This window comes from Roseicella frigidaeris (assembly GCF_003258945.1).
GTDB classification, from domain to species: Bacteria; Pseudomonadota; Alphaproteobacteria; order Acetobacterales; family Acetobacteraceae; genus Paracraurococcus; species Paracraurococcus frigidaeris.
Genome location: NZ_QLIX01000001.1, coordinates 546,080 through 564,311, shown reverse-complemented (window position 1 = coordinate 564,311; position 18,232 = coordinate 546,080). Strand labels below are relative to the sequence as shown.

Annotated in this window: 18 protein-coding genes; 9 read left to right on the top strand and 9 right to left on the bottom strand. The window is 72.5% G+C overall.

Features of this window, described 5'->3' with window-relative positions; genetic code table 11:
• Positions 1-40: 40 nt before the first annotated feature.
• Positions 41-1,105 (bottom strand): ketopantoate reductase family protein, encoded by a 1,065-nt coding sequence (locus DOO78_RS02615; RefSeq protein WP_165838680.1) that lies wholly within the window; start codon positions 1,103-1,105, stop codon positions 41-43.
• A 168-nt stretch (positions 1,106-1,273) separates the two neighbouring features.
• On the opposite strand from DOO78_RS02615, the gene DOO78_RS02610 reads away from it, so the two are divergent.
• The 5 genes from DOO78_RS02610 (at position 1,274) to DOO78_RS02590 (ending at position 6,687) form a co-directional block, all read left to right on the top strand.
• Positions 1,274-2,530 (top strand): putative DNA modification/repair radical SAM protein, encoded by a 1,257-nt coding sequence (locus tag DOO78_RS02610; RefSeq protein WP_111468151.1) that lies wholly within the window; start codon positions 1,274-1,276, stop codon positions 2,528-2,530.
• On the top strand, positions 2,527-4,044 hold the full coding sequence (locus DOO78_RS02605; RefSeq protein ID WP_207802770.1) for a UdgX family uracil-DNA binding protein: 1,518 nt from the start codon (positions 2,527-2,529) through the stop codon (positions 4,042-4,044). Before DOO78_RS02610 ends, DOO78_RS02605 begins: the two co-directional genes overlap by 4 nt.
• Before the next feature lie 282 nt (positions 4,045-4,326).
• Complete coding sequence (locus tag DOO78_RS02600) at positions 4,327-5,586, top strand: PQQ-dependent sugar dehydrogenase (RefSeq protein WP_111468149.1); 1,260 nt, start codon at positions 4,327-4,329, stop codon at positions 5,584-5,586.
• A 64-nt stretch (positions 5,587-5,650) separates the two neighbouring features.
• The gene (locus DOO78_RS02595) at positions 5,651-6,235 is read left to right on the top strand and encodes a c-type cytochrome (protein ID WP_111468148.1); all 585 of its coding nucleotides are present in this window, start codon (positions 5,651-5,653) and stop codon (positions 6,233-6,235) included.
• Entirely contained in the window at positions 6,232-6,687 is a 456-nt protein-coding gene (locus tag DOO78_RS02590) for a hypothetical protein (RefSeq protein WP_111468147.1), read from the top strand. The genes DOO78_RS02595 and DOO78_RS02590 overlap by 4 nt, the downstream gene beginning before the upstream one ends.
• A 12-nt stretch (positions 6,688-6,699) precedes the next feature.
• On the opposite strand, the gene DOO78_RS02585 is transcribed toward DOO78_RS02590, so the two are convergent.
• From DOO78_RS02585 to DOO78_RS02570, 4 genes are all read right to left on the bottom strand, one after another.
• Positions 6,700-7,695, bottom strand: coding sequence for an SMP-30/gluconolactonase/LRE family protein (locus DOO78_RS02585; RefSeq protein WP_128079987.1), 996 nt, complete (start codon positions 7,693-7,695; stop codon positions 6,700-6,702).
• Positions 7,696-7,861: 166 nt separating this feature from the next.
• On the bottom strand, positions 7,862-8,803 hold the full coding sequence (locus DOO78_RS02580) for a prephenate/arogenate dehydrogenase family protein (protein ID WP_111468145.1): 942 nt from the start codon (positions 8,801-8,803) through the stop codon (positions 7,862-7,864).
• Positions 8,796-9,890 carry a histidinol-phosphate transaminase gene (hisC, locus tag DOO78_RS02575; protein ID WP_111468144.1) on the bottom strand — a complete coding sequence of 365 codons (1,095 nt, stop codon included), beginning with the start codon at positions 9,888-9,890 and terminating at the stop codon, positions 8,796-8,798. Before hisC ends, DOO78_RS02580 begins: the two co-directional genes overlap by 8 nt.
• On the bottom strand, positions 9,890-10,717 hold the full coding sequence (locus DOO78_RS02570) for a chorismate mutase (protein ID WP_165838679.1): 828 nt from the start codon (positions 10,715-10,717) through the stop codon (positions 9,890-9,892). The genes hisC and DOO78_RS02570 overlap by 1 nt, the downstream gene beginning before the upstream one ends.
• 303 nt (positions 10,718-11,020) lie before the next feature.
• Here DOO78_RS02570 and metX point away from each other — a divergent pair, with 303 nt between their 5' ends.
• Positions 11,021-12,187 carry a homoserine O-acetyltransferase MetX gene (gene metX, locus DOO78_RS02565; protein WP_111468142.1) on the top strand — a complete coding sequence of 389 codons (1,167 nt, stop codon included), beginning with the start codon at positions 11,021-11,023 and terminating at the stop codon, positions 12,185-12,187.
• 98 nt (positions 12,188-12,285) lie between these two features.
• On the top strand, positions 12,286-12,891 hold the full coding sequence (metW, locus tag DOO78_RS02560) for a methionine biosynthesis protein MetW (protein ID WP_111468241.1): 606 nt from the start codon (positions 12,286-12,288) through the stop codon (positions 12,889-12,891).
• Positions 12,892-13,076: 185 nt separating this feature from the next.
• Here metW and DOO78_RS02555 read toward each other — a convergent pair whose 3' ends face one another.
• The 4 genes from DOO78_RS02555 to DOO78_RS02540 form a co-directional block, all read right to left on the bottom strand.
• Complete coding sequence (locus tag DOO78_RS02555) at positions 13,077-13,307, bottom strand: hypothetical protein (RefSeq protein ID WP_111468141.1); 231 nt, start codon at positions 13,305-13,307, stop codon at positions 13,077-13,079.
• A gap of 220 nt (positions 13,308-13,527) precedes the next feature.
• On the bottom strand, positions 13,528-14,196 hold the full coding sequence (locus DOO78_RS02550; RefSeq protein ID WP_111468140.1) for an SDR family NAD(P)-dependent oxidoreductase: 669 nt from the start codon (positions 14,194-14,196) through the stop codon (positions 13,528-13,530).
• A gap of 227 nt (positions 14,197-14,423) precedes the next feature.
• Positions 14,424-16,097: an FkbM family methyltransferase gene (locus tag DOO78_RS02545; RefSeq protein WP_165838678.1), complete on the bottom strand. Its 1,674-nt coding sequence runs from the start codon at positions 16,095-16,097 to the stop codon at positions 14,424-14,426.
• A 132-nt stretch (positions 16,098-16,229) separates the two neighbouring features.
• Complete coding sequence (locus DOO78_RS02540; protein ID WP_111468138.1) at positions 16,230-17,045, bottom strand: glycosyltransferase family protein; 816 nt, start codon at positions 17,043-17,045, stop codon at positions 16,230-16,232.
• Between DOO78_RS02540 and DOO78_RS28360 the strand changes: the two genes are divergently transcribed.
• Positions 17,044-17,172, top strand: a complete 129-nt coding sequence (locus DOO78_RS28360) for a hypothetical protein (protein ID WP_279387764.1) — start codon at positions 17,044-17,046, stop codon at positions 17,170-17,172. The two genes, DOO78_RS02540 and DOO78_RS28360, sit on opposite strands and share 2 nt — an antisense overlap.
• Positions 17,173-17,267: 95 nt before the next feature.
• Positions 17,268-18,227, top strand: coding sequence for an ACP S-malonyltransferase (gene fabD, locus DOO78_RS02535; protein ID WP_111468137.1), 960 nt, complete (start codon positions 17,268-17,270; stop codon positions 18,225-18,227).
• Positions 18,228-18,232 lie beyond the last annotated feature (5 nt).

Below are 18,232 nucleotides of genomic sequence, written 5' to 3'. Positions count from 1 at the left end.
GGCGAGGGATCGCGCGGCCGATCGATGGAACAGGGACGCCTCAGTTCAGCCGCAGCGCCTTGATGTGCTGCGGGTCGGGCTGCAACTCGCCCTTCTCGACCCGCTTCACGATCTCGGTCAGCGCCGCGTTGGCCGGCGTGGCGAGGCCGATCTCCTGCGCCCGGTCGGTGATGAAGCCGTTCAGGAACTCGATCTCCGTGCGGCGGCCCTTCACCATGTCCTGGCCCATGGAGGGGCGATGCGCGCCGCCGCCGGGCTTGTTCGCCTCCCGGATGCGGTGCTCGTCATAGGCGCGGCGCGCCTCGGCATCGCCCTCGCCGGCCCGGGCGATGATCTCGGGGTCGAGGTGGTGCACCTCCTCCAGCGAATAGCCGAGCGCCTGGCCGACGCGGATCGCCTCGCTGCCGAGCCGGGCCGTGAATTGCCGCAGCGTGTCGTCGAGCAGGATCTCGCGGCTGATCAGCCCGGTGCAGGCGGAAAGGCCGTTCGCCATGGCGTTGGTGACCAGCTTCGACCAGCGCTCCCCCCAGAGATTGGCGGTGACCACGCAGCTGTCGGAGAGGGCGCAGAGCCGGCCGACCTCCTGCGCCCGGTCGGTGATGCGGCCATGCACCTCGCCGACGCGGAAGACGGTATGCGCCGCCCCGCCCTTGCCGGAGGCGCGCCGCACATGCCCGGGCTCGCAGAGCTCGACGGTGATGGAGGAGGCAATGGCGCCGAGGGTGCGGCCCCAGCCGACGATGCCGGCGATGGTCTCCTCGTTCATGCAGTTCTGCAGGGAGACGCAGAAGCCGCCCGGCGCCAGGTACTGCTTCACCATCGTGGTGGCCCAGGCGGTGTCGTAGGACTTCACGCAGATGAACGCGATGTCGAAGGGCCGCTGCTTGGAGACCTGCTGCAGCTCCGTCAGATGCAGCGCCTGCACCGGCACGGTGAACTCGGGCACGTCGCGGATATGGGTGATGCGCAGCCCGTCCCGCCGCATCGCCTCGACATGCTCCGGCCACATGTCGACGAAGGTGACGTCCTCGCCCGCCTGAACCATATGCGCGCCGGCATAGCCGCCGACCGCCCCCGCGCCGATGATGGCGATGCGATTGCCCATGGAGCATTCCTTCCCGAATTCCGGGCGATGATGCCCCTGGGTTGCAGGTGCCGCAATCCGCGGGCCGGAGGCGGCGGGCGGGGCTTGCCAGGCGGGCATCTGAGAACATATAGTGAACAATCCGCCGGCCTCGCAGCGCCCGCGGATGCCCCGAGGCCGGAACGATCCATGGAATTGCGCCGCAAGCTCGAGATCCTCGCCGACGCCGCGAAATACGATGCCTCCTGCGCCTCCTCCGGCACCGAGACGCGCGACAGCCGCGAGGGCGGGATCGGCAGCACCGAGGGCATGGGCATCTGCCACGCCTATGCCCCGGACGGGCGCTGCATCTCCCTGCTCAAGGTGCTGCTGACCAACGCCTGCCTCTTCGACTGCGCCTATTGCATCAACCGCGCCTCCTCGCAGGTGCCGCGCGCCCGCTTCACGGTGCGCGAGTTGGTGACGCTGGTGCTGCACTTCTATCGCCGCAACTACATCGAGGGGCTGTTCCTCTCCTCCGGCATCATCCGCTCCCCGGACTACACGATGGAGCAGATCACCGAGGTCGCCCGCCAATTGCGGGAGGAGCACGGCTTCCGCGGCTACATCCACCTCAAGACCATCCCGGATGCGGCGCCGGAGCTGCTCGCCCGCGCCGGGCGATGGGCCGACCGGCTCTCCATCAATGTCGAGCTGCCGCAGGAGGCCAGCCTGCGGCGGCTCGCGCCCGAGAAGGACGCCGCCGGCATCCGCCGCGCCATGGCCGGCCTGCGGCTCAGGATCGATGAGGCGCGCGAGGCGGGCCGCGAGGCCGGCCGCGCCGCGCCGCCGCGCTTCGCCCCCGCCGGCCAGAGCACCCAGATGATCGTCGGCGCCGATGCCGCCGATGACGGGGCCGTGCTGGGCGCCAGCGCCACGCTGTACGCGGCCTATGGGCTGCGCCGCGTCTACTACTCCGCCTATTCGCCGATCCCCGACGCCTCGGCGACGCTGCCGCCGCAGGCGCCGCCGCTGCTGCGCGAGCACCGCCTCTACCAGGCCGACTGGCTGCTCCGCTTCTACGGCTTCGAGTTGGAGGAGATCCTGGCGGGCGGCGAGGACGGCATGCTCGATCTCGGCCTCGATCCGAAGCTGGCCTGGGCGCTGAAGCATCGCGGGCGCTTCCCCATCGACGTCAACCGCGCGCCGCGGGAGATGCTGCTGCGCGTCCCCGGCCTCGGCACGCGCACGGTCGAGAAGTTGCTCTCGACGCGCCGGCAGCGGGCGATCCGCACTGACGACCTGGCGCGGCTGCGCCTGCCGCTGGCGAAGCTGCTGCCCTTCCTCGTCACCGCCGACCGGCAGCCGCGCGCCGGCCTGCTCGACCGCGCCGATCTGCGGCGGCTGCTGGCGCCGCGAGGCGGCCTGGCCGCGGCGGCGCGGCCGCGCCAGATGGTGCTGCTCTGACCGGCCGGATCGACGCGCCGCTGCCCGGGCCGGCGGATTTTCCCGCCTGGCGCGCCCAGGCGCGGTGCCTGCTGGCGGCGGATCTGCCGCCCGCGGCGGTGGCCTGGCGGGTGGCCGGCGAGGCGCCGGCGCTCTTCGCCCGGGATCGGGTGCCGGAGACGGCGCCGCTGACGGCCAGCGTGCCGCGCCGCTTCGTCGAGGCCGCCGAAACCGCCATCCGCCACCGCGACCCGGACCGCTTCGCCCTGCTCTACCGCCTGCTCTGGCGGCTGGCGCGGGGCGAGCCGGGGCTGCTGCAGGTGGCGACGGATCCGGACATCCTCCGCCTCTCCGCCATGGTGCGGGCGGTGCGGCGCGACGCCCACAAGATGCACGCCTTCCTCCGCTTCCGCTGCGTCGGGACCGAGGCGCCAGGCGAAGCTGGCCCGGCGGCGCACTACGTCGCCTGGTTCGAGCCCGACCACCACATCCTCGAAGCCGAGACGGGCTTCTTCATCCGGCGCTTCGCCGGGCTGCGCTGGTCCATCCTGACGCCGGAGGCCAGTGCGCACTGGGATGGCGAGACGCTGCGCATGGGCCCCGGCGGGACTCGGCGTGAGGCGCCGGCCGAGGATGCCCATGAGGAGCTCTGGCGCGCCTACTACCGCAGCGTCTTCAATCCCGCCCGCCTGAAGCCGGCGGCGATGCGGGCGGAGATGCCGGTGAAGTACTGGCGCAACCTGCCGGAAGCGCGCGAGATCCCCCGCCTGATCGCCGAGGCGCCGCAGCGCGTGGCCGGGATGCTGGCCCGCGGCGCGGCCCCGCCGGCCGCACGGCGCCAGCGCCCGCCATCCAGGCCGGTGCAGCCAATGCCCCTCCCGGACGTTGCGGAGACCATGCCAGCCGATCTCTTCTCCCGCATCGAGGACCCGGCCGCGGCGCTCACCGCGCTGCGGGCCGAGCTCATGGGCCGCAACGACCTGCCCTCCTGGACGGCGGCCAGCACCCAGCCGGTCTTCGGCGAAGGCCCCCTCGGCGCGGCGCTGATGTTCATCGGCGAGCAGCCGGGCGACGAGGAGGATCTTGCCGGCCGGCCCTTCGTCGGCCCGGCCGGGCGGCTGTTCGACCGCGCCGCCACCGAGGCGGGGATCGACCGCAGCGCCGCCTACGTCACCAACGCGGTGAAGCATTTCAAATTCAAGCCGACCGGCCGGCGCCGCCTGCACCAATCCCCGGATGCCGGCGACATCACCTACTACCGGCCCTTCCTGAAGCGGGAGATCGAGCTGGTCGCGCCGGGCCTCGTGGTCTCGCTCGGCGCGACGGCGCTGCGGGCGCTGACCGGCAAGCCTCTCGCCATCACCCGGGTGCGGGGCGAGGTGATCGAGGCGCCGGAGGGCTTCCGCATCTTTCCGACCGTGCATCCCTCCTACCTGCTGCGCCTGCCCGACCCCGCCGGCAAGGAGCGCGAATATGCCCGCTTCGTCGCCGACCTCGCCGCGGCGCGGGAGATGGCGGAACGCCCCGGCGCCTAGGGCGTGACCGCCGAGCCCGACTCACCGAAGGCGCGAATCGCGCGCTCGAATGACACGCTGGACCATGGTCCGCGAAGCCGGGTGAGCGGGTCCTGGCCCAGATGCCATCAGCGGATTTCGCGGAGCTTGCCGTTGCATGACGGACAGGGAATGCAGCCTCGGATCGGCCGCCCGGATTCCGCATTCCCGGCCGAGCGGGGCGCTTGCAATGCGGCAACTCCGCATGGTCTCGTGCGGCACGCGACATCGTTATGGTGTCGTGGAAACAACGGGGAACCGTCCATGTCCGGTACATCATTGCGGAAGCGGGGGATCGCGCTCGCCGCGCTCGCCGCGGCGGGGCTGGCGCTCGGCGCCGGACCGGCCGCCGCGCAGCTCAAGAGCTACGACAGCAGCAAGCCGAGCTTCTGGAAGAACCCGCCGCCCGACTGGTTCCTGGGCGACGAGACCGAGGGGCAGAAGGGCCTGGCGCCACCGGTCGGCCCGGCCACCCCGACGCCGCTCGCCGAGCTGCAGGACAACCTGAAGAAGATCAAGCTGCCGCCCGGCTTCAAGATCGAGGTCTATGCCTCCGGCATTCCCGAGGCGCGGCAGATGGCCTGGGGCGACAACGGCACGCTCTTCGTCGGCTCCTTCGGTGCCGGCAGCGTCTATGCGGTGACCGATTCGGGCGGCAAGCGCGAGGTCAAGACGATCCTGAAGGGGCTGAACATGCCCACCGGCGTCGCCTTCCGCGACGGCGCGCTCTACGTGGTCGCCATCGACAAACTGCTCCGCTACGACGGCGCGGAGTCGAAGCTCGGCGCCATGCCCGAGCCGACCGTCGTCTACGACGACATGCCGCCCTTCGTCGCGCATGGCTGGAAGTACATCGTCATGGACAAGGAGGGCGCGATGTACCTGCCCTTCGGCCCGCCCTTCAACATCGGCATCCCCCCGACCAGCCTCTCGCAGATCCGCCGCGTGCACCCGAACGGCCTCGCCGAGCTCGTCGCGCTCGGCGTGCGCAACAGCGTCGGCGGCGACATCGATCCGCGCACCGGGCAGTACTGGTTCACCGAGAATGCCCGGGACTGGGTCAGCGACGACATGCCGAGCGACAAGCTGAACCGCATCGGCCGGCTGGGCGAGCATTTCGGTTACCCCTACTGCCACCAGGGCGACATGCCCGATCCGAAGTTCGCCATGGGCCACAAATGCGACGAGTTCACCCCGCCGGTGCTGAACCTCGGCGCCCATGTCGCGCCGCTTGGGATGAAATTCTACACCGGCAGCATGTTCCCGGCGGAGTACCGCAACACCATCTTCATCGCCGAGCATGGCTCCTGGAACCGGCACAAGTACCAGGGCGGGCGGATCGTGCACGTCACCGTCGATCCGGACGGCAAGAACGCCAAGCAGGAGATCTTCGCCGAGGGCTGGCTGACCGGGGCGCAGGAGTATTCCGGCCGCCCGGCCGACGTCGTCGTCGCCAAGGATGGCGCGTTGCTGGTCGCGGATGACTGGGCAGGCGCCATCTACCGCATCAGCTATTCCCGCTGAGGCGAGGCAGCCGCCCGGTCACGGCGACCGGGCGGCACGCCCTCGCACCTGGACGGAGCCGCGCATGCGCCCATTCTTCGCCGCCCTCGCGGCCGCCGCCTGCCTCGCCTTCCCCACCGCCGAAGCCGCCGATATCGAGGCCGGCCGCGTCCGCGCCGAGCCTTGCATGGCCTGCCACGGCACGGACGGCATCACCGCCGACCGATCCATTCCCTCCCTCGCGGGGCAGAAGGAGCGCTACCTGCAATGGCAGCTCGTCTTCTTCCGCTCCGGCCGGCGGCAGAGCGAGATCATGCAGCCGCAGGCCGCCGAGCTCTCCGACGAGGAGCTGCGCAACCTCGGCGCCTTCTTCGCCTCCCTCCCGCGCATCAGCCCGCCGCCCGGCCCGGCCGAGCCGGCGCTGCACGAGATGGGCAAGCAGGCCGCCGCGCGGCACCGCTGCGCCTCCTGCCACATGGACAATTACGCCGGCAGCCAGGCCGCGCCGGCGATCGCCCACCAGACGCGCGAGTACACGGCGAAGGCGCTCGAGGATTACCGCAAGAACGCCCGCCCGAGCGTCGGCGTCGCGGCGATGAACGAGGTTGCCGGCGGCCTCTCGGATGACGAGATCACCGCGATCGCCCTCTACCTGGAGAGTCCGGAATGAGGCGCGCGCCGCTGCTCGCCGCCGCCCTGCTGCTCGTGGCGGCCGGCCCGGCGCAGGATCCGCCGCTGCAGGACACCGAGGCCTTCGAGCGTGGCTTCGCCATCTCGCTCTACCAGTTCGATGCCTGCGGCGATCCGCTCGCCGGGCGCATGTTCCGCCGCGCCCTGGCCGAGCGCTTCGAGCACTGCCCCTTCTCGCCCGAGGCCCGCAGCCGCTACCAGGGCCGCACCCGGGCCGAACTCGCCCGGGTGCGAGAGCGGATGCAGCGCATCGTGGAGGAGAATGGCGGCCTGCCGCGCGAGCTCGCCGGCATGTCCACCACCTGCCATGCGCAGCAGGCCAGCGCGCCCTACCGGGACTTCCGCGCGCGCCTCGAACGCTATGCCGAGGGCAGTCTGCCGGCGGAGGCGGTGATCCCGGCCGCCTGCGACGCGGCCGACATCATGCCCTGACGCGCCGCCGCCCTATCTCGGCTGCTTCACGGGGACCGCCTTGAAGGGCGGCGGCGTCTGCGACCGCAGCGCCGGATCGAAGAGGTACTTCAGCGGCACATCGAGCACGTGGATCGTGTCGCCATGCTGGACGACCGACACCGGTCCCTGGAACCCGTCCCGCACCACCTGGATCTCCGCCTCGTCGCCCTTGATGGTGATGAGGTCGAGCGTGCCCTTGCCCTCGCCCTCGACCATCAGCAGCGTGTTCGGCCCGGCCATGCGCAGCCCGTCGGCATGGACGAGCGGGCGCGAGGTCCTGAGCTTCGTCACCGCGCCGGCGCTGCCGTCCGGCCCGATCGCCACGCGGAACAGCCCGTCGCCCTCGAAGAAGTTCACGTAGAGCGCGCCCTCGCCGATGGCGATGCCATCGAGCCGTGGCCCCTTGTCGTTCCATCGCGGATCGCGCGCCCAGACCTCGAGCGCCGTGGCGCCCGGCCGCAGCCGGAGGAGGCGCCCGGACAGCGTGTCGGTCACATAGGCCGTGCCGTCGCCCGCGACCGCGATGTCGTTGCAGAGCGGCGACTGTCCCTCGATGGTGCCGGGCGGGAAGGGGAAGCTGCCCTTCGCCGCGCCGGTCCGCAAATCGAACAGCTTCAGCGCCGGCGGCGTGTTGCCCGTCGGCACCGTGATGCCGGCGAAGCCCATGTCGTTCGAGCAGGCATAGAGCGTGCCGGACCGGTCGTCGGCGAGGATGCCGAGCACCGAGGAGAGGCCGTTGGTGCCGGCCGGGATCCATTCGCGGGCCTCGGCCGCGCCGGGCGCGGCGCGGAAGATCCGGCCGCCGGCCATGCTGCTGAAGAAGAGCGTGCCGTCGGCGCTGGCATGCAGGCTTTCGGGGAAGTCGCCGTGGCCAGGGACCACGACATCGGCTGCCGCGCTGCCGGCGGCCAGGGGAAGCGCCAGAAGACCGGCCGCCATGGCGGCCCGGCGCAGGCCACGCAGGGTGGCGCGCAATCGCTTTTGCATGGGTTCCTCCCGTTGTCGCGCCGCCATCCTGCGGCGAGGCGGCGACCGGGTCTTCCCCGGCGCCACGGCGCGACCCCGGCAGCCCGCGCCGCTATAGCCATGCAACCATAGCGAAGCGGCAGAGCGAACCGCAACCGCCATGACGCGGCCCGTAGGGCGCCGGCCGTCAGGCCTGCCGGCGCTCGATCAACCCGCGCCGGATGCGCCGGCCGCGGCGGATGCGGTCCTCGATGAAATCCGCCTGGCCCCAGCGCACGGCCCGCGCCAGGGCGTGGCTGTCCTCGGTGAAGCGGGCCAGCATCTCGAGCAAGGCGTCGCGGTTGTTGAGGAAGATGTCGCGCCACATATCGACATCGCTGGCGGCGATGCGGGTGAAGTCGCGGAAGCCGGAGGCGGCGAAGCGCAGCACCGCCTCGCGCGTCTCCTCCGCCAGGTCGTCGGCGGTGCCGCAGATGGTGAAGGCGATCAGGTGCGGCAGGTGCGAGACGATCGCCACCACCTTGTCATGCGTCTCGGCATCCATCCGCTCGACCATGGAGCCGCAGCGGCGCCACAGCTCCGCCACCCGCTCCGTCGCCGCCGGATCGCCCTCGCGCAGCGGCGTCAGGATGCAGTAGCGCCCCTCGAAGAGCTCGGCGAAGCCGGCATCCGGGCCACTGTGCTCGGTGCCGGCCATGGGATGCGCCGGCACCAGATGCACGCCCGGCGGCAGCAGCGGCCGCAGGTCGCGGATCACGCTGCCCTTGGTCGAGCCGACATCGGTGAGGATGCAGCCCGGCGCCAGATGCGGTGCGATCTCGCGCATCACCCCGGCATAGGCGCCGACGGGCACGCAGAGGATGACGCCATCCGCCCCCGCCACCGCCCGCGCCGCATCCGGCTCCACCACATCGGCGAAGCCGAGGGCGCGGATGCGGTCCAGCGTCTCCGGCCGCCGGGTATGGGCGACGATGCTGCGGGCGATGCCGCCCTTGGCCCGCGCCGCGCGGGCGATGGAGCTGCCGATCAGCCCAGCGCCGATCAGGCAGAGCCGCTCGAAGAGCGGCGCCGCCTGCGTCCGCACCTGGTCCGGCGTCGCCGCGCCGCGCCCGAAGAACTGCTCAGCCATTCGCGCCGCGCATGAAGCCCGTCAGCGCGTCCAGCACCATGGTGCACTCCTCGGCCGTGCCGATGGTGATGCGCAGCGCCTGCGGCAGGGCATAGGCGCCCATCATGCGCACGATCAGGCCGCGCTGCTTCAGCGCCGCATCCGCCGCCTTGGCCCGCTCGGCGGTGCCGAAATCGGCGAGGATGAAATTGCCCTCGCTCGGATGCACGCCGATACCGGCGGCGCGCAGCCCCTCCGAGAGCCGCGCCCGCCACTCCGCGTTGTGCGCGACGGAGGTCTCCACCCAATCCGGCTCGGCCAGCGCGGCGATGCCGGCGGCCATGGCGGGGGCGTTGACGTTGAAGGGGCCGCGGACGCGGTTGAGGATGTCGATGACATGCGCCGGCGCGTAGCACCAGCCGAGGCGCACGCCGCCGAGGCCGAAGATCTTGCTGAAGGTCCGCGTCATCACCGTGTTGGTGCCGGCCTCGACCAGCGCCGTGCCGGGGTCGTAATCCGGCCGGGTGACGTATTCGGCATAGGCGCTGTCCAGCACCAGCAGCACCTCCTCGGGCAGCCCGGCGCGCAGCCGCGCCACCTCCCCGGCTGGCAGCATGGAGCCGGTCGGGTTGTTCGGGTTGGCGAGGAAGACCAGCCGCGTCCGCGGGCCGACGGCCGCCAGCATGGCATCGACATCGGCGGTGAGGTCGCGCTCCGGCACCTTGATCACCCGGCAGCCGGCATAGCGGCCGGCGATGTCGTACATGACGAAGCCATGCGCGCTCATCACCAGCTCGGTGCCCTCGCCGCCATAGGCGAGGATCAGCGCGCCGATCAGCTCGTCCGAGCCGTTGCCGCAGACGATCCGCGCCGGATCGAGGCCGAAGCGGGCGCCGATCGCCGCGCGCAGCGCCGTGGCGCTGCCATCGGGGTAGCGGTGCAGCTCGGCGGCGAGCCTCGCATAGGCGGCCTGGGCGCCCGGCGGCACCCCGAAGGCCCCCTCGTTGGAGGAGAGCTTCACGATGCGGTTGACGCCCGGGATCTTCGACTCGCCGCCCACATAGGGCTCGATCGAGAGGATGGAGGGGCGGGGCAGCAGGGTCGGCATCAGCCTGGATCTCCACTCGCCGGGACGGCGTAGAAGCCGAGCGGCACGACATGGGCGAAGGGCAGCCGGGCCAGGCGCGGATCGCCGGCCGCGACCACCCCCTCGATCTCGGCCAGCGCCAGGGCATGGCCGGCCTCGCGCTGGATCTGCAGGCCGAGCGCCGGCAGGCCGGCGGCCTCGAGGGCGGCGAGCAGGCTGGCCCGCCCGGCCGCCGCCGCGGTCTCGAGCCGCAGCAGGGAGCGGTCCGCCCCGCTCGGGTCCGGCGCGCCCGGCATCACCGCCAGCGCCTCCGGCCCGGCATAGCCGGCGGGCCGCCAGAAAGGCAGCCGCGCCGCCACTTGCAGCCGCGGCGCCGCCAGCGCCGTCCACCAGGCGCGCTCGGGCGGCTCGCCCTCCTCCGGCAGGGGCAGGATCGCCACCTGCGCCTCGCCGCTGGAGAGGGCCGAGAGGGCGGCGGCCGGGCTCGGCAGCGGGCGGAGCGCGATGGCGCCGCCGAAATGGTCGCGGGCCAGCAGCAGCCCGGCCTCGTCGCGCGCCGGCAGGGCGACGGTGTAGCCGCCCTGCAGGGCGCTGCTGGCGCTGATGATCTCGTGCCAGATCCGCACCACCGCCCCGGGCGGCACGCCGCCAGCGCTCTCGGCCAGCAGCCGGCGCAGGATCATCGCCTCCCGCCCCGGGCGCAGCGGCCCGCTGCCGCTCTTGATGCGGCTGCCGGCGAGCGTGGCGACCACCTCGTAGCGGCGGCGCAGCAGGCCGAGGATCTGCTGGTCCAGCCGGTCGATCTCGTCCCGCAGGGCCGCGAGCGCGGCCTCGGGCGGGAGGGGCACGGAATCGGCGGCTGCGGTCATCCTACGGTATCTTTCCGCCCTGCTTCGGGGCGTCCCTGTCTCGGGGCGCCCGCATTGTGCAGCGCCGGCCGCATCCTGTCGCCGCCCGCCCCCGCCGCGGCGGGGGCGCGGCAGCCGGAGCGGCGGGCGGTCCCGGTCCCCGCGCGGCGGCGCTGCGGTTTCAGGGGCGTTCTTAGACGCCACCGGCCGCAACGCCAAGTCGATCGCCAGGCCGATCGCGCGGCGGCGGTTCCGGCGGCGGGCGTTCTGCTCTATGCAGGCCAGCCCGAGGACGCCGCCCGCATGTCAGCCCCCGTCGCCCCCTTCCCGCAGGTCGATCACCAGCGCGCCGTCTTCGCCGACGGCCTGGCGCTCGATTGCGGCATGGCGATCGCGCCGCTGGCGGTGGCCTACCGCACCTATGGCCGGCTGAACGCGGCGCGCAGCAACGCCGTGCTGGTCTGCCATGCGCTGACCGGCGACCAGTACGTGGCCGAGCCGCACCCGCTGACCGGCAAGCCCGGCTGGTGGGAGAGCGTCGTCGGCCCCGGCAAGCCGCTCGACACCGACCGCTACTTCCTGATCTGCGCCAATGTCCTCGGCGGCTGCATGGGCAGCACCGGGCCGCAGGAGGAGATGACGGATGCCGCCGGGCGCGGGCTCGGCCGGCCCTGGGGCACGGATTTCCCCAACATCACCATCCGCGACATGGTCCGCGCCCAGAAGCGGCTGGTCGAGCATCTCGGCATCGCCCGCCTGCTGGCCGTGGTCGGCGGCTCCATGGGGGGCATGCAGGCGCTGGAATGGGCGGCGACCTTCCCGGAGACGGTCTTCGCCGCCGCCCCCATCGCCACCGCCGCCTATCACAGCGCCCAGAACATCGCCTTCCACGAGGTCGGCCGCGCCGCCATCCATGCCGACCCGGCCTGGCAAGGCGGCCGCTACTGGGAGGCGGGAGGGGTGCCGGCCCAGGGGCTCTCGGTCGCCCGCATGGTGGCGCACATCACCTATCTCTCGGAGCAGGCGCTGACGCGGAAATTCGGCCGCCGCCTGCGCGGCGACACCAACCCGCGCGGCGCCCTCACCTTCCTCGAGGATGTCTTCGAGGTGGAGAGCTACCTGCGCCACCAGGGCAGCACCTTCGTCCGCCGCTTCGACGCCAATTCCTACCTGACCATCACCCGGGCGATGGACTACTTCGACCTGGCGGCGGAGCGTGGGGGCGACCTCGCCGCCGCCTTCCGCGGCACGCCGACCCGCTTCTTCGTCGCCTCCTTCAGCAGCGACTGGCTGTTCCCGACGGCCGAGAGCCGCGCCATCGTGCGGGCGCTGAACGCCGCCGCGGCCAATGTCTCCTTCGTCGAGATCACCTCGGACAAGGGGCACGACGCCTTCCTGCTGGACGAGCCCGATTTCCACCGCGCGCTCGGCGGCTTCCTCGCCGGCTGCGCCGACCGGCTGGGGGTGTGAGCATGCCCGAGGCCCCGACCGACCATCGCCACGATGGCGACCGCCCCGGCGGACGGCCCGCGCCGCGCGGCGGCGAGATCACCTATGTCGCCAAGAACATGCGGCTCGACCTCCGCCTGATCGCGGAGATGGTGCCGCCGGGCGCGACGGTGCTCGATATCGGCTGCGGCGACGGCACGCTGCTCGCGCATCTCTCCGCCGAGAAGGGGGCGGATGCGCGGGGGATCGAGATCGACATGGCGCAGGCGACGCAGGCGGTGGCGGCGGGCCTCGCCGTGATCCAGGGCGATGCCGATCACGACCTCGCCTTCTATCCGGATGGCGCCTTCGACTATGTCGTGCTCTCGCGCACCCTGCAGGCGGTGGAGCGGCCGCGCGAGGTGCTGCGGCAGATGCTGCGCATCGGCCGGCACGCCATCGTCTCCTTCCCGAATTTCGGCCATTGGCTGTTGCGCTGGCAGTTGCTCAGCAAGGGCCGGATGCCGGTGACCGAGACCTGGCACCGGGAGTGGTACGAGACGCCGAACATCCACCCCTGCACCATCCGGGACTTCTTCGATCTCTGCCGGCTCGAGGGCTACGAGGTGGTGCGCTGGCTGGCGGTGGACGATCGCGGGCTGAAGGCGCCCTGGACCCGCTCGCCGCGGCTGGCCAATCTCTTCGGCGAACAGGCCCTGTTCCTGCTGCGTCGCGGCCGGCGCTGAGGGGCGAGACCGGACGGGCGTCCGGGCCGGGGCATGGGCGGGCGGCGCTGCCACGGGTGTCCTTCCCGCGAGGGCGTGGGTTCACCCACGGGCCTGCGGACCAGCAGGCCACGGAAAACAACGGCTGGTGTCGTTTTCAGGGCCGCTTCACCCGATCAGGTGGGTCCGCCCGGTCGGGGACCGCCCTAATGCAGCCTGGCGCCCCGGGGCCGGCGCGCATGCGTCTCGGGCTTGACCTCTCCCGCGGCATGCCGCGGCTGCTCCGGCATGAGGGAGGCCGCGAGCGCCGCATGCCGGGCCGCGTCCGTCGCGCCCATGCGCAGGCATTCGGCCTCCACATAGGACAGCATCAGCCGCAGGGCGGAGTGGTCAGCGGACTCGGTCTCGGTCTCGACGGCCAGAGGCGTAGCGCGCATGAGCGGCTCCGGTAATTGTGATCTTCCACAGGACACATACAAGTGACGTGCTAACGCGGCAAGCTGGAAGTCGTTTCTGTTGCCGGTCGACAGTCACCAAGGCCCTCGAAACTCATGGAATTCGCCAACCCGGATTTGCCATGGAGCCGCATTTTCTACTTGGCGTTCCGCCCTCGGCCGGCACCGCGCCGCCGGTCCAGGACGGTCAAAGCCGCGTGAGCTAGAAGCGCTCGACCCAGGGCCGGACTTCGATCTCCCAGCTCCAGGCGCTGCGAGGCTGGCGAATCAGCTGCAGGTAGGTCTCGGCGATCGCATCCGGGTCGAGCAGGGAATCCTCCCCCGTCTCCGGCCGCCGGGCGCTGCGGATGCCGCCATCGATGACCACATGCCCGACATGGACGCCCTTCGGGTGCAGCTCGCGCGCCGCCGACTGTGCCAGGCCGCGCAGGGCGAATTTGCCCATGGCGAAGGCGGCGCTCTCGGGATAGCCCTTCACCCCGGCCGAGGCGCCGGTCAGCAGGATCGTCCCACGCCCGCGCGGCACCATACGCCGCGCCGCCTCGCGCACCGCGAGGAAGCCGCCGAACGCGCAGACCTGCAGGCTTTTCTGCACCTCCGCCGGATCGAGCCCGGCCAGCGGGCCGCGGGTGCGGTAGCTCGGATTGTACACCACCACCTCCGCCTCGCCGGCACTCTCGAACAGGCGGGCGACCTGCGCCGGATCGGCGGCATCGCAGGCATGGGCGGTGGCGCCGGTCGCGGCGGCCAGCTCGGCGAGCTTCGCCGTGTTCCGGGCCGCGAGGGCGATCGCATAGCCCTCGCGCGCCAGCAGCCGGGCGAGCGAGGCCGAGAGTCCATCCCCGGCACCGATGATGAGAGCCTGTGGCATGCGTCGTCACCTCCTGCCCCAGGCCAGAGCCTTGTCCGTTCACCCGCCTTCACGGCAAAGGCTCCAGCCTTCTGTTTTCAAAGCATCTTCACCCGTTCGGGTGTGTCCACTCGAACGGGTGAAGATGCTCTAACACACGGCCCGCCGCGGCGGGCCCGCGCCCTGCACGGGGCCGCGCTTCGCCGCCCTGCATGGGGCGCGGGGCCGGGCAAGGCGCCCCTCCCCCGTCATCGCGGCAGGAACAGCCAGGTCGGGTCGCGGTTGAAGCAGGCCTCGGCGCGATAGCCGAGCGGACGCAGGATCGCCTCGACCGCGCCGAACTCCGCCTCGGTCAGCGTCTCGACATAGAGGGCGGGGCGGTGGCGGGTGAGGACGCCATGCGCGCCTGACAGCACCGCCGCCTCCATCCCCTCGACATCCAGCTTGATCACCGCTGGCGCTTCCTCCAAAACGTCGTCGAGCCGCACCACCGGCACCGTCCCGGCCCCGGCGGCCCCGGCTCCGACCCCGGCTGCCAGGCGCGTCCGCCCGGCATTGTGCCCGGGGCCAGGGCAGAGCTGCGCCCATCCCGGTGCCGCCCCCACCCCCTCGGGCCGCAGGGTCAGCCGCCCCTCGAGGCCGTTTGCCGCCAGCGTCGCCCGGCAATGCGCGGCGAGCGCCGGCGCCGGCTCGAAGGCGAGCACCCGGGCGCCGCAGACCCCGGCGGCGAAGAGGCTGTGGTTGCCGATATTGGCGCCGATATCGACGAAGAGCGCCCCCGGCGGCAGCCGTCGCCGAAGATCCTCCAGCATCGGCGCCTCGTAGAAGGCGCCGGTCGAGAGCAGGGCATGCTGGATGTGGTCGGCCGGCTCGCGCAGCGGGAAGACGCCGCGCCAGGCGCCATGCGCGATCGGCACCAGCCGCTCCCGCGGCGCCGGCGGCCTGCGATCGGCGAGCAGGGCCAGCACCGCGGCCACCTGGCGGTCCAGGCCATGCCGCGCCTCGATCAGGCCCCGCCATCGATGCGGCCGGGCGGCGCAGATCAGCCGCACGGCCTCCTCGACCGTCCCGAAGCGCACCGCCTCGGGCCAGAACTCCTCGGCGCCGCGATGGTCCAGCACGGCGAGGTCGCAGCCGGCGGCGGCGGCCTCGGCGATGGCATAGCCGAAGCTCTCGTGCAGGCTGGTCGAGAGCAGCACCGCGTTGCGGGCATGCCAGTCGGGCATGGCGGCGGCCGGCAGCGTGCCGTCGAAGCGGACGGCGCCGCCGAGGCCCATGCGGGGCACCAGCCGCAGCAGCGCCTCCTCCACCAGCCGTTCGCCCGGCGCGGCGGCGATGTGCAGCCGCCAGCGCGCATCCTCCTCCAGCAGCCGGGCCAGCACCTCGAGTGCCAGGGTCGGGTTCTTGCGGGCGATCATGCTGCCGCACCAGCCGATGCGGAAGGGATCGGCCGGCGCCGCCGGCGGCACGAAGCGGGCGAGGTCGAGCCCGTTATGGATCACGTGCAGCCGCGTGGTGCGCTCCAGCAGGGGCGCCGCCTGCAGCACGATGCGGGCCATGTCCTCGCTGACCGTGACGAGGTCGTCCACCTTCGGCCAGGGGCATTGCGCGACATGCGGCGCCTCATAGGCTTCGATGCGGTGCACCCGCACGACGACCCGCCGGCCGCCGAACTCGGTGCGGGCGATCAGCTCCGGGAAAGGCGGCCAGCAGAACTCGAACCACAGCGCGTCGCGTGTCGGGTCGTCCGCCCAGTGCAGGGCCTCGGCCAGCACCCCGGGCCCGGTGACGGTGAAGACCCGCACCTCCACCGCGCCCGTGGCGGCGAGGCCGGCCAGGAGGTCGGGCAGGAAGTGGTCCAGCCCGCGCAATTGCAGCACGGCGAGGCGTGGCGGCCTGCATCCCGGGACAACATCCTGCATCCTGGCCCCATCCTGGCTGGCGTCCCAGGCTGGGGCCGGGAGGGTGAAGCCGCGGTTAAAGGCGCCCATCAGAACGGTCGCTGCCCCTTATCCTGTCGCGCGACTTGGGCAGAAGGGGACGCATGGGACGTCCTAAGGCTCGGCGCCGGCGGGCGCGCGGCCGGCGGCCATGGCGTCCTGCCGGGCGAAGAGGCCGCGGAGCTGCCGGGCCGGGCGGTCGCCCATGTAATAGGAATACTCCGTGGCCTGGCGGTAGAAGGCCTCCTCCTCCGGCGGCAGGCCGGTCTCGCGGTACCAGGGCAGGTGCCGGGCGGTGAAGCGGCCGCCGACGCGGATGCCGCGGAAGGGCTGGGCCGGATCGAAATGGGCCTGGTCGTAGAGGGCGAAGATGGTGTCGATCTCGGCGCGGTAGAGCGGCTCGGCGAAGCCCGGCAGGGTCAGCCGCTCCTGCCAGTGCGGGGCTTCCGACTCCCAGATCCGCTTCCAGCCATCGGCGTGGCGGAAGGCGGTCTGCACCATCAGAGGGCGGTCGGCGAGGCTGAGGGCGAAGCCCACCTTGCCGCACCGGAACGCCGCCGCGACCCGGGCGAGCTGGGCCGCGAAATCCGCCGGCAATCGCGGATTCAAGGCGAGATCCGGGTCGGTCAGGCAGAAATGCCGCGGCAGGCTGCGGAGGAAGCCCGCATCCTGCCAGACCGCCCGCGGCCCCAGATTCTGCCCGAGCAACACGACCAGCACCCGCCCCGGTGCCAGCCCCTCCGCCGCCCAGCGCCGGTAGAGCGCGAGCGCCGGCGGGAAGGTGGAGCCATTGTCCAGCACCACCGGCCGCAGCCCGGGGAAGCGCAGGAGCTGGCCGACCATGCCCTCGACATAGGTCGGGTTGTTGAAGGCGGGGATGAGGACGGGCATCTCCCCCGCCGCCGCGATGCCGCCCGTCGCCTCCGCCATGGCCCGCTCCGTCCTGCCGGCGGCAGCCTGCCCCGGCATCCCCTTCCGGGCGGTGAAGATCCGGACAGTGAAGATCCGGGCGGCGAAGATCCGGGCGAAGACCGGCACGGACATGGCGGAACGTTGACAGTCGGATGACCGACCGTTACCCCGCGCGCCCATCGCCCGGCCACGCCGACCCCGGTCACGCACCCCCGGTCACGCACCAAGGAAGAACCCACCATGGCCCTCGCCTTCGTCTTCCCCGGCCAGGGGAGCCAGGCTCCCGGCATGGGCCGGGATCTCGCCGCTGCCTTCCCGATCGCCCGCGAGGTCTTCCAGGAGGTGGACGAGGCGCTGAAGCAGTCCCTCTCGCGCCTGATGTTCGAGGGCCCGGCGGAGGAGCTGACCCTCACCGCCAATGCCCAGCCGGCGCTGATGGCGCATTCCATCGCCGTGCTGCGGGTGCTGGAGAAGGAGGGCGGCTTCGACCTGCCGACCCGCGTCGCCCTGGTCGCCGGCCATTCGCTCGGCGAGTACAGCGCGCTCACCGCCGCCCGCGCCTTCGACCTCACCACCGCCGCCCGGCTGCTGCGGCTGCGCGGCGAGGCGATGCAGCGGGCGACGCCCGCCGGCCTCGGCGCCATGGCGGCGTTGCTCGGCGCCGAGCTCGAGCAGGCCGAGGCCCTCTGCGCCGGCGCCCGGACCGACCCGGAGACCGGCCAGGCCGAGGTGGCGGAGATCGCCAACGACAACGGCGGCGGCCAGGTGGTGATCTCCGGCCACAAGGGCGCGATCGACCGTGCCGTCGCCGCCGCGCCCGGCGCCGGCATCAAGCGCGCCATGCCGCTGCCGGTCTCGGCGCCCTTCCATTGCTCGCTGATGGCCCCGGCGGCCGGGGCGATGGGCGAGGCGCTGGAGCGGGCCGCGGTCGCCGCCCCCGTCGTGCCCGTCATCGCCAATGTCTCGGCCGCCAAGGCGACCGACCCGGCCGAGATCCGCGATCTGCTGGTCCGGCAGGTGACCGGCACGGTGCGCTGGCGCGAATGCGTCGCGGCCATGGCCGGCATGGGCTGCGACCGCTTCGCCGAGCTCGGCGCCGGCCGCGTGCTGACCGGGCTGATGAAGCGCAACGCCCCCGGGGCGAGCGCGGCGGCGCTCGGCACGCCAGGCGAGATCGAAGCCTTCCTGAAGACCCTCTGAGGAGC

Excerpts from the sequence above, each read along its gene's own strand:
- DOO78_RS02615 (WP_165838680.1), bottom strand. The coding sequence starts at position 1,105 with ATGGGCAATCGCATCGCCATCATCGGCGCGGGGGCGGTCGGCGGCTAT.
- DOO78_RS02610 (WP_111468151.1), top strand. The coding sequence starts at position 1,274 with ATGGAATTGCGCCGCAAGCTCGAGATCCTCGCCGACGCCGCGAAATAC.
- DOO78_RS02600 (WP_111468149.1), top strand. The coding sequence starts at position 4,327 with ATGTCCGGTACATCATTGCGGAAGCGGGGGATCGCGCTCGCCGCGCTC.
- DOO78_RS02595 (WP_111468148.1), top strand. The coding sequence starts at position 5,651 with ATGCGCCCATTCTTCGCCGCCCTCGCGGCCGCCGCCTGCCTCGCCTTC.
- DOO78_RS02590 (WP_111468147.1), top strand. The coding sequence starts at position 6,232 with ATGAGGCGCGCGCCGCTGCTCGCCGCCGCCCTGCTGCTCGTGGCGGCC.
- DOO78_RS02585 (WP_128079987.1), bottom strand. The coding sequence starts at position 7,695 with ATGCAAAAGCGATTGCGCGCCACCCTGCGTGGCCTGCGCCGGGCCGCC.
- DOO78_RS02580 (WP_111468145.1), bottom strand. The coding sequence starts at position 8,803 with ATGGCTGAGCAGTTCTTCGGGCGCGGCGCGGCGACGCCGGACCAGGTG.
- hisC (WP_111468144.1), bottom strand. The coding sequence starts at position 9,890 with ATGCCGACCCTGCTGCCCCGCCCCTCCATCCTCTCGATCGAGCCCTAT.
- metX (WP_111468142.1), top strand. The coding sequence starts at position 11,021 with ATGTCAGCCCCCGTCGCCCCCTTCCCGCAGGTCGATCACCAGCGCGCC.
- metW (WP_111468241.1), top strand. The coding sequence starts at position 12,286 with ATGCGGCTCGACCTCCGCCTGATCGCGGAGATGGTGCCGCCGGGCGCG.
- DOO78_RS02555 (WP_111468141.1), bottom strand. The coding sequence starts at position 13,307 with ATGCGCGCTACGCCTCTGGCCGTCGAGACCGAGACCGAGTCCGCTGAC.
- DOO78_RS02550 (WP_111468140.1), bottom strand. The coding sequence starts at position 14,196 with ATGCCACAGGCTCTCATCATCGGTGCCGGGGATGGACTCTCGGCCTCG.
- DOO78_RS02545 (WP_165838678.1), bottom strand. The coding sequence starts at position 16,097 with ATGCAGGATGTTGTCCCGGGATGCAGGCCGCCACGCCTCGCCGTGCTG.
- DOO78_RS28360 (WP_279387764.1), top strand. The coding sequence starts at position 17,044 with ATGGCCCGCTCCGTCCTGCCGGCGGCAGCCTGCCCCGGCATCCCCTTC.
- DOO78_RS02540 (WP_111468138.1), bottom strand. The coding sequence starts at position 17,045 with ATGGCGGAGGCGACGGGCGGCATCGCGGCGGCGGGGGAGATGCCCGTC.
- fabD (WP_111468137.1), top strand. The coding sequence starts at position 17,268 with ATGGCCCTCGCCTTCGTCTTCCCCGGCCAGGGGAGCCAGGCTCCCGGC.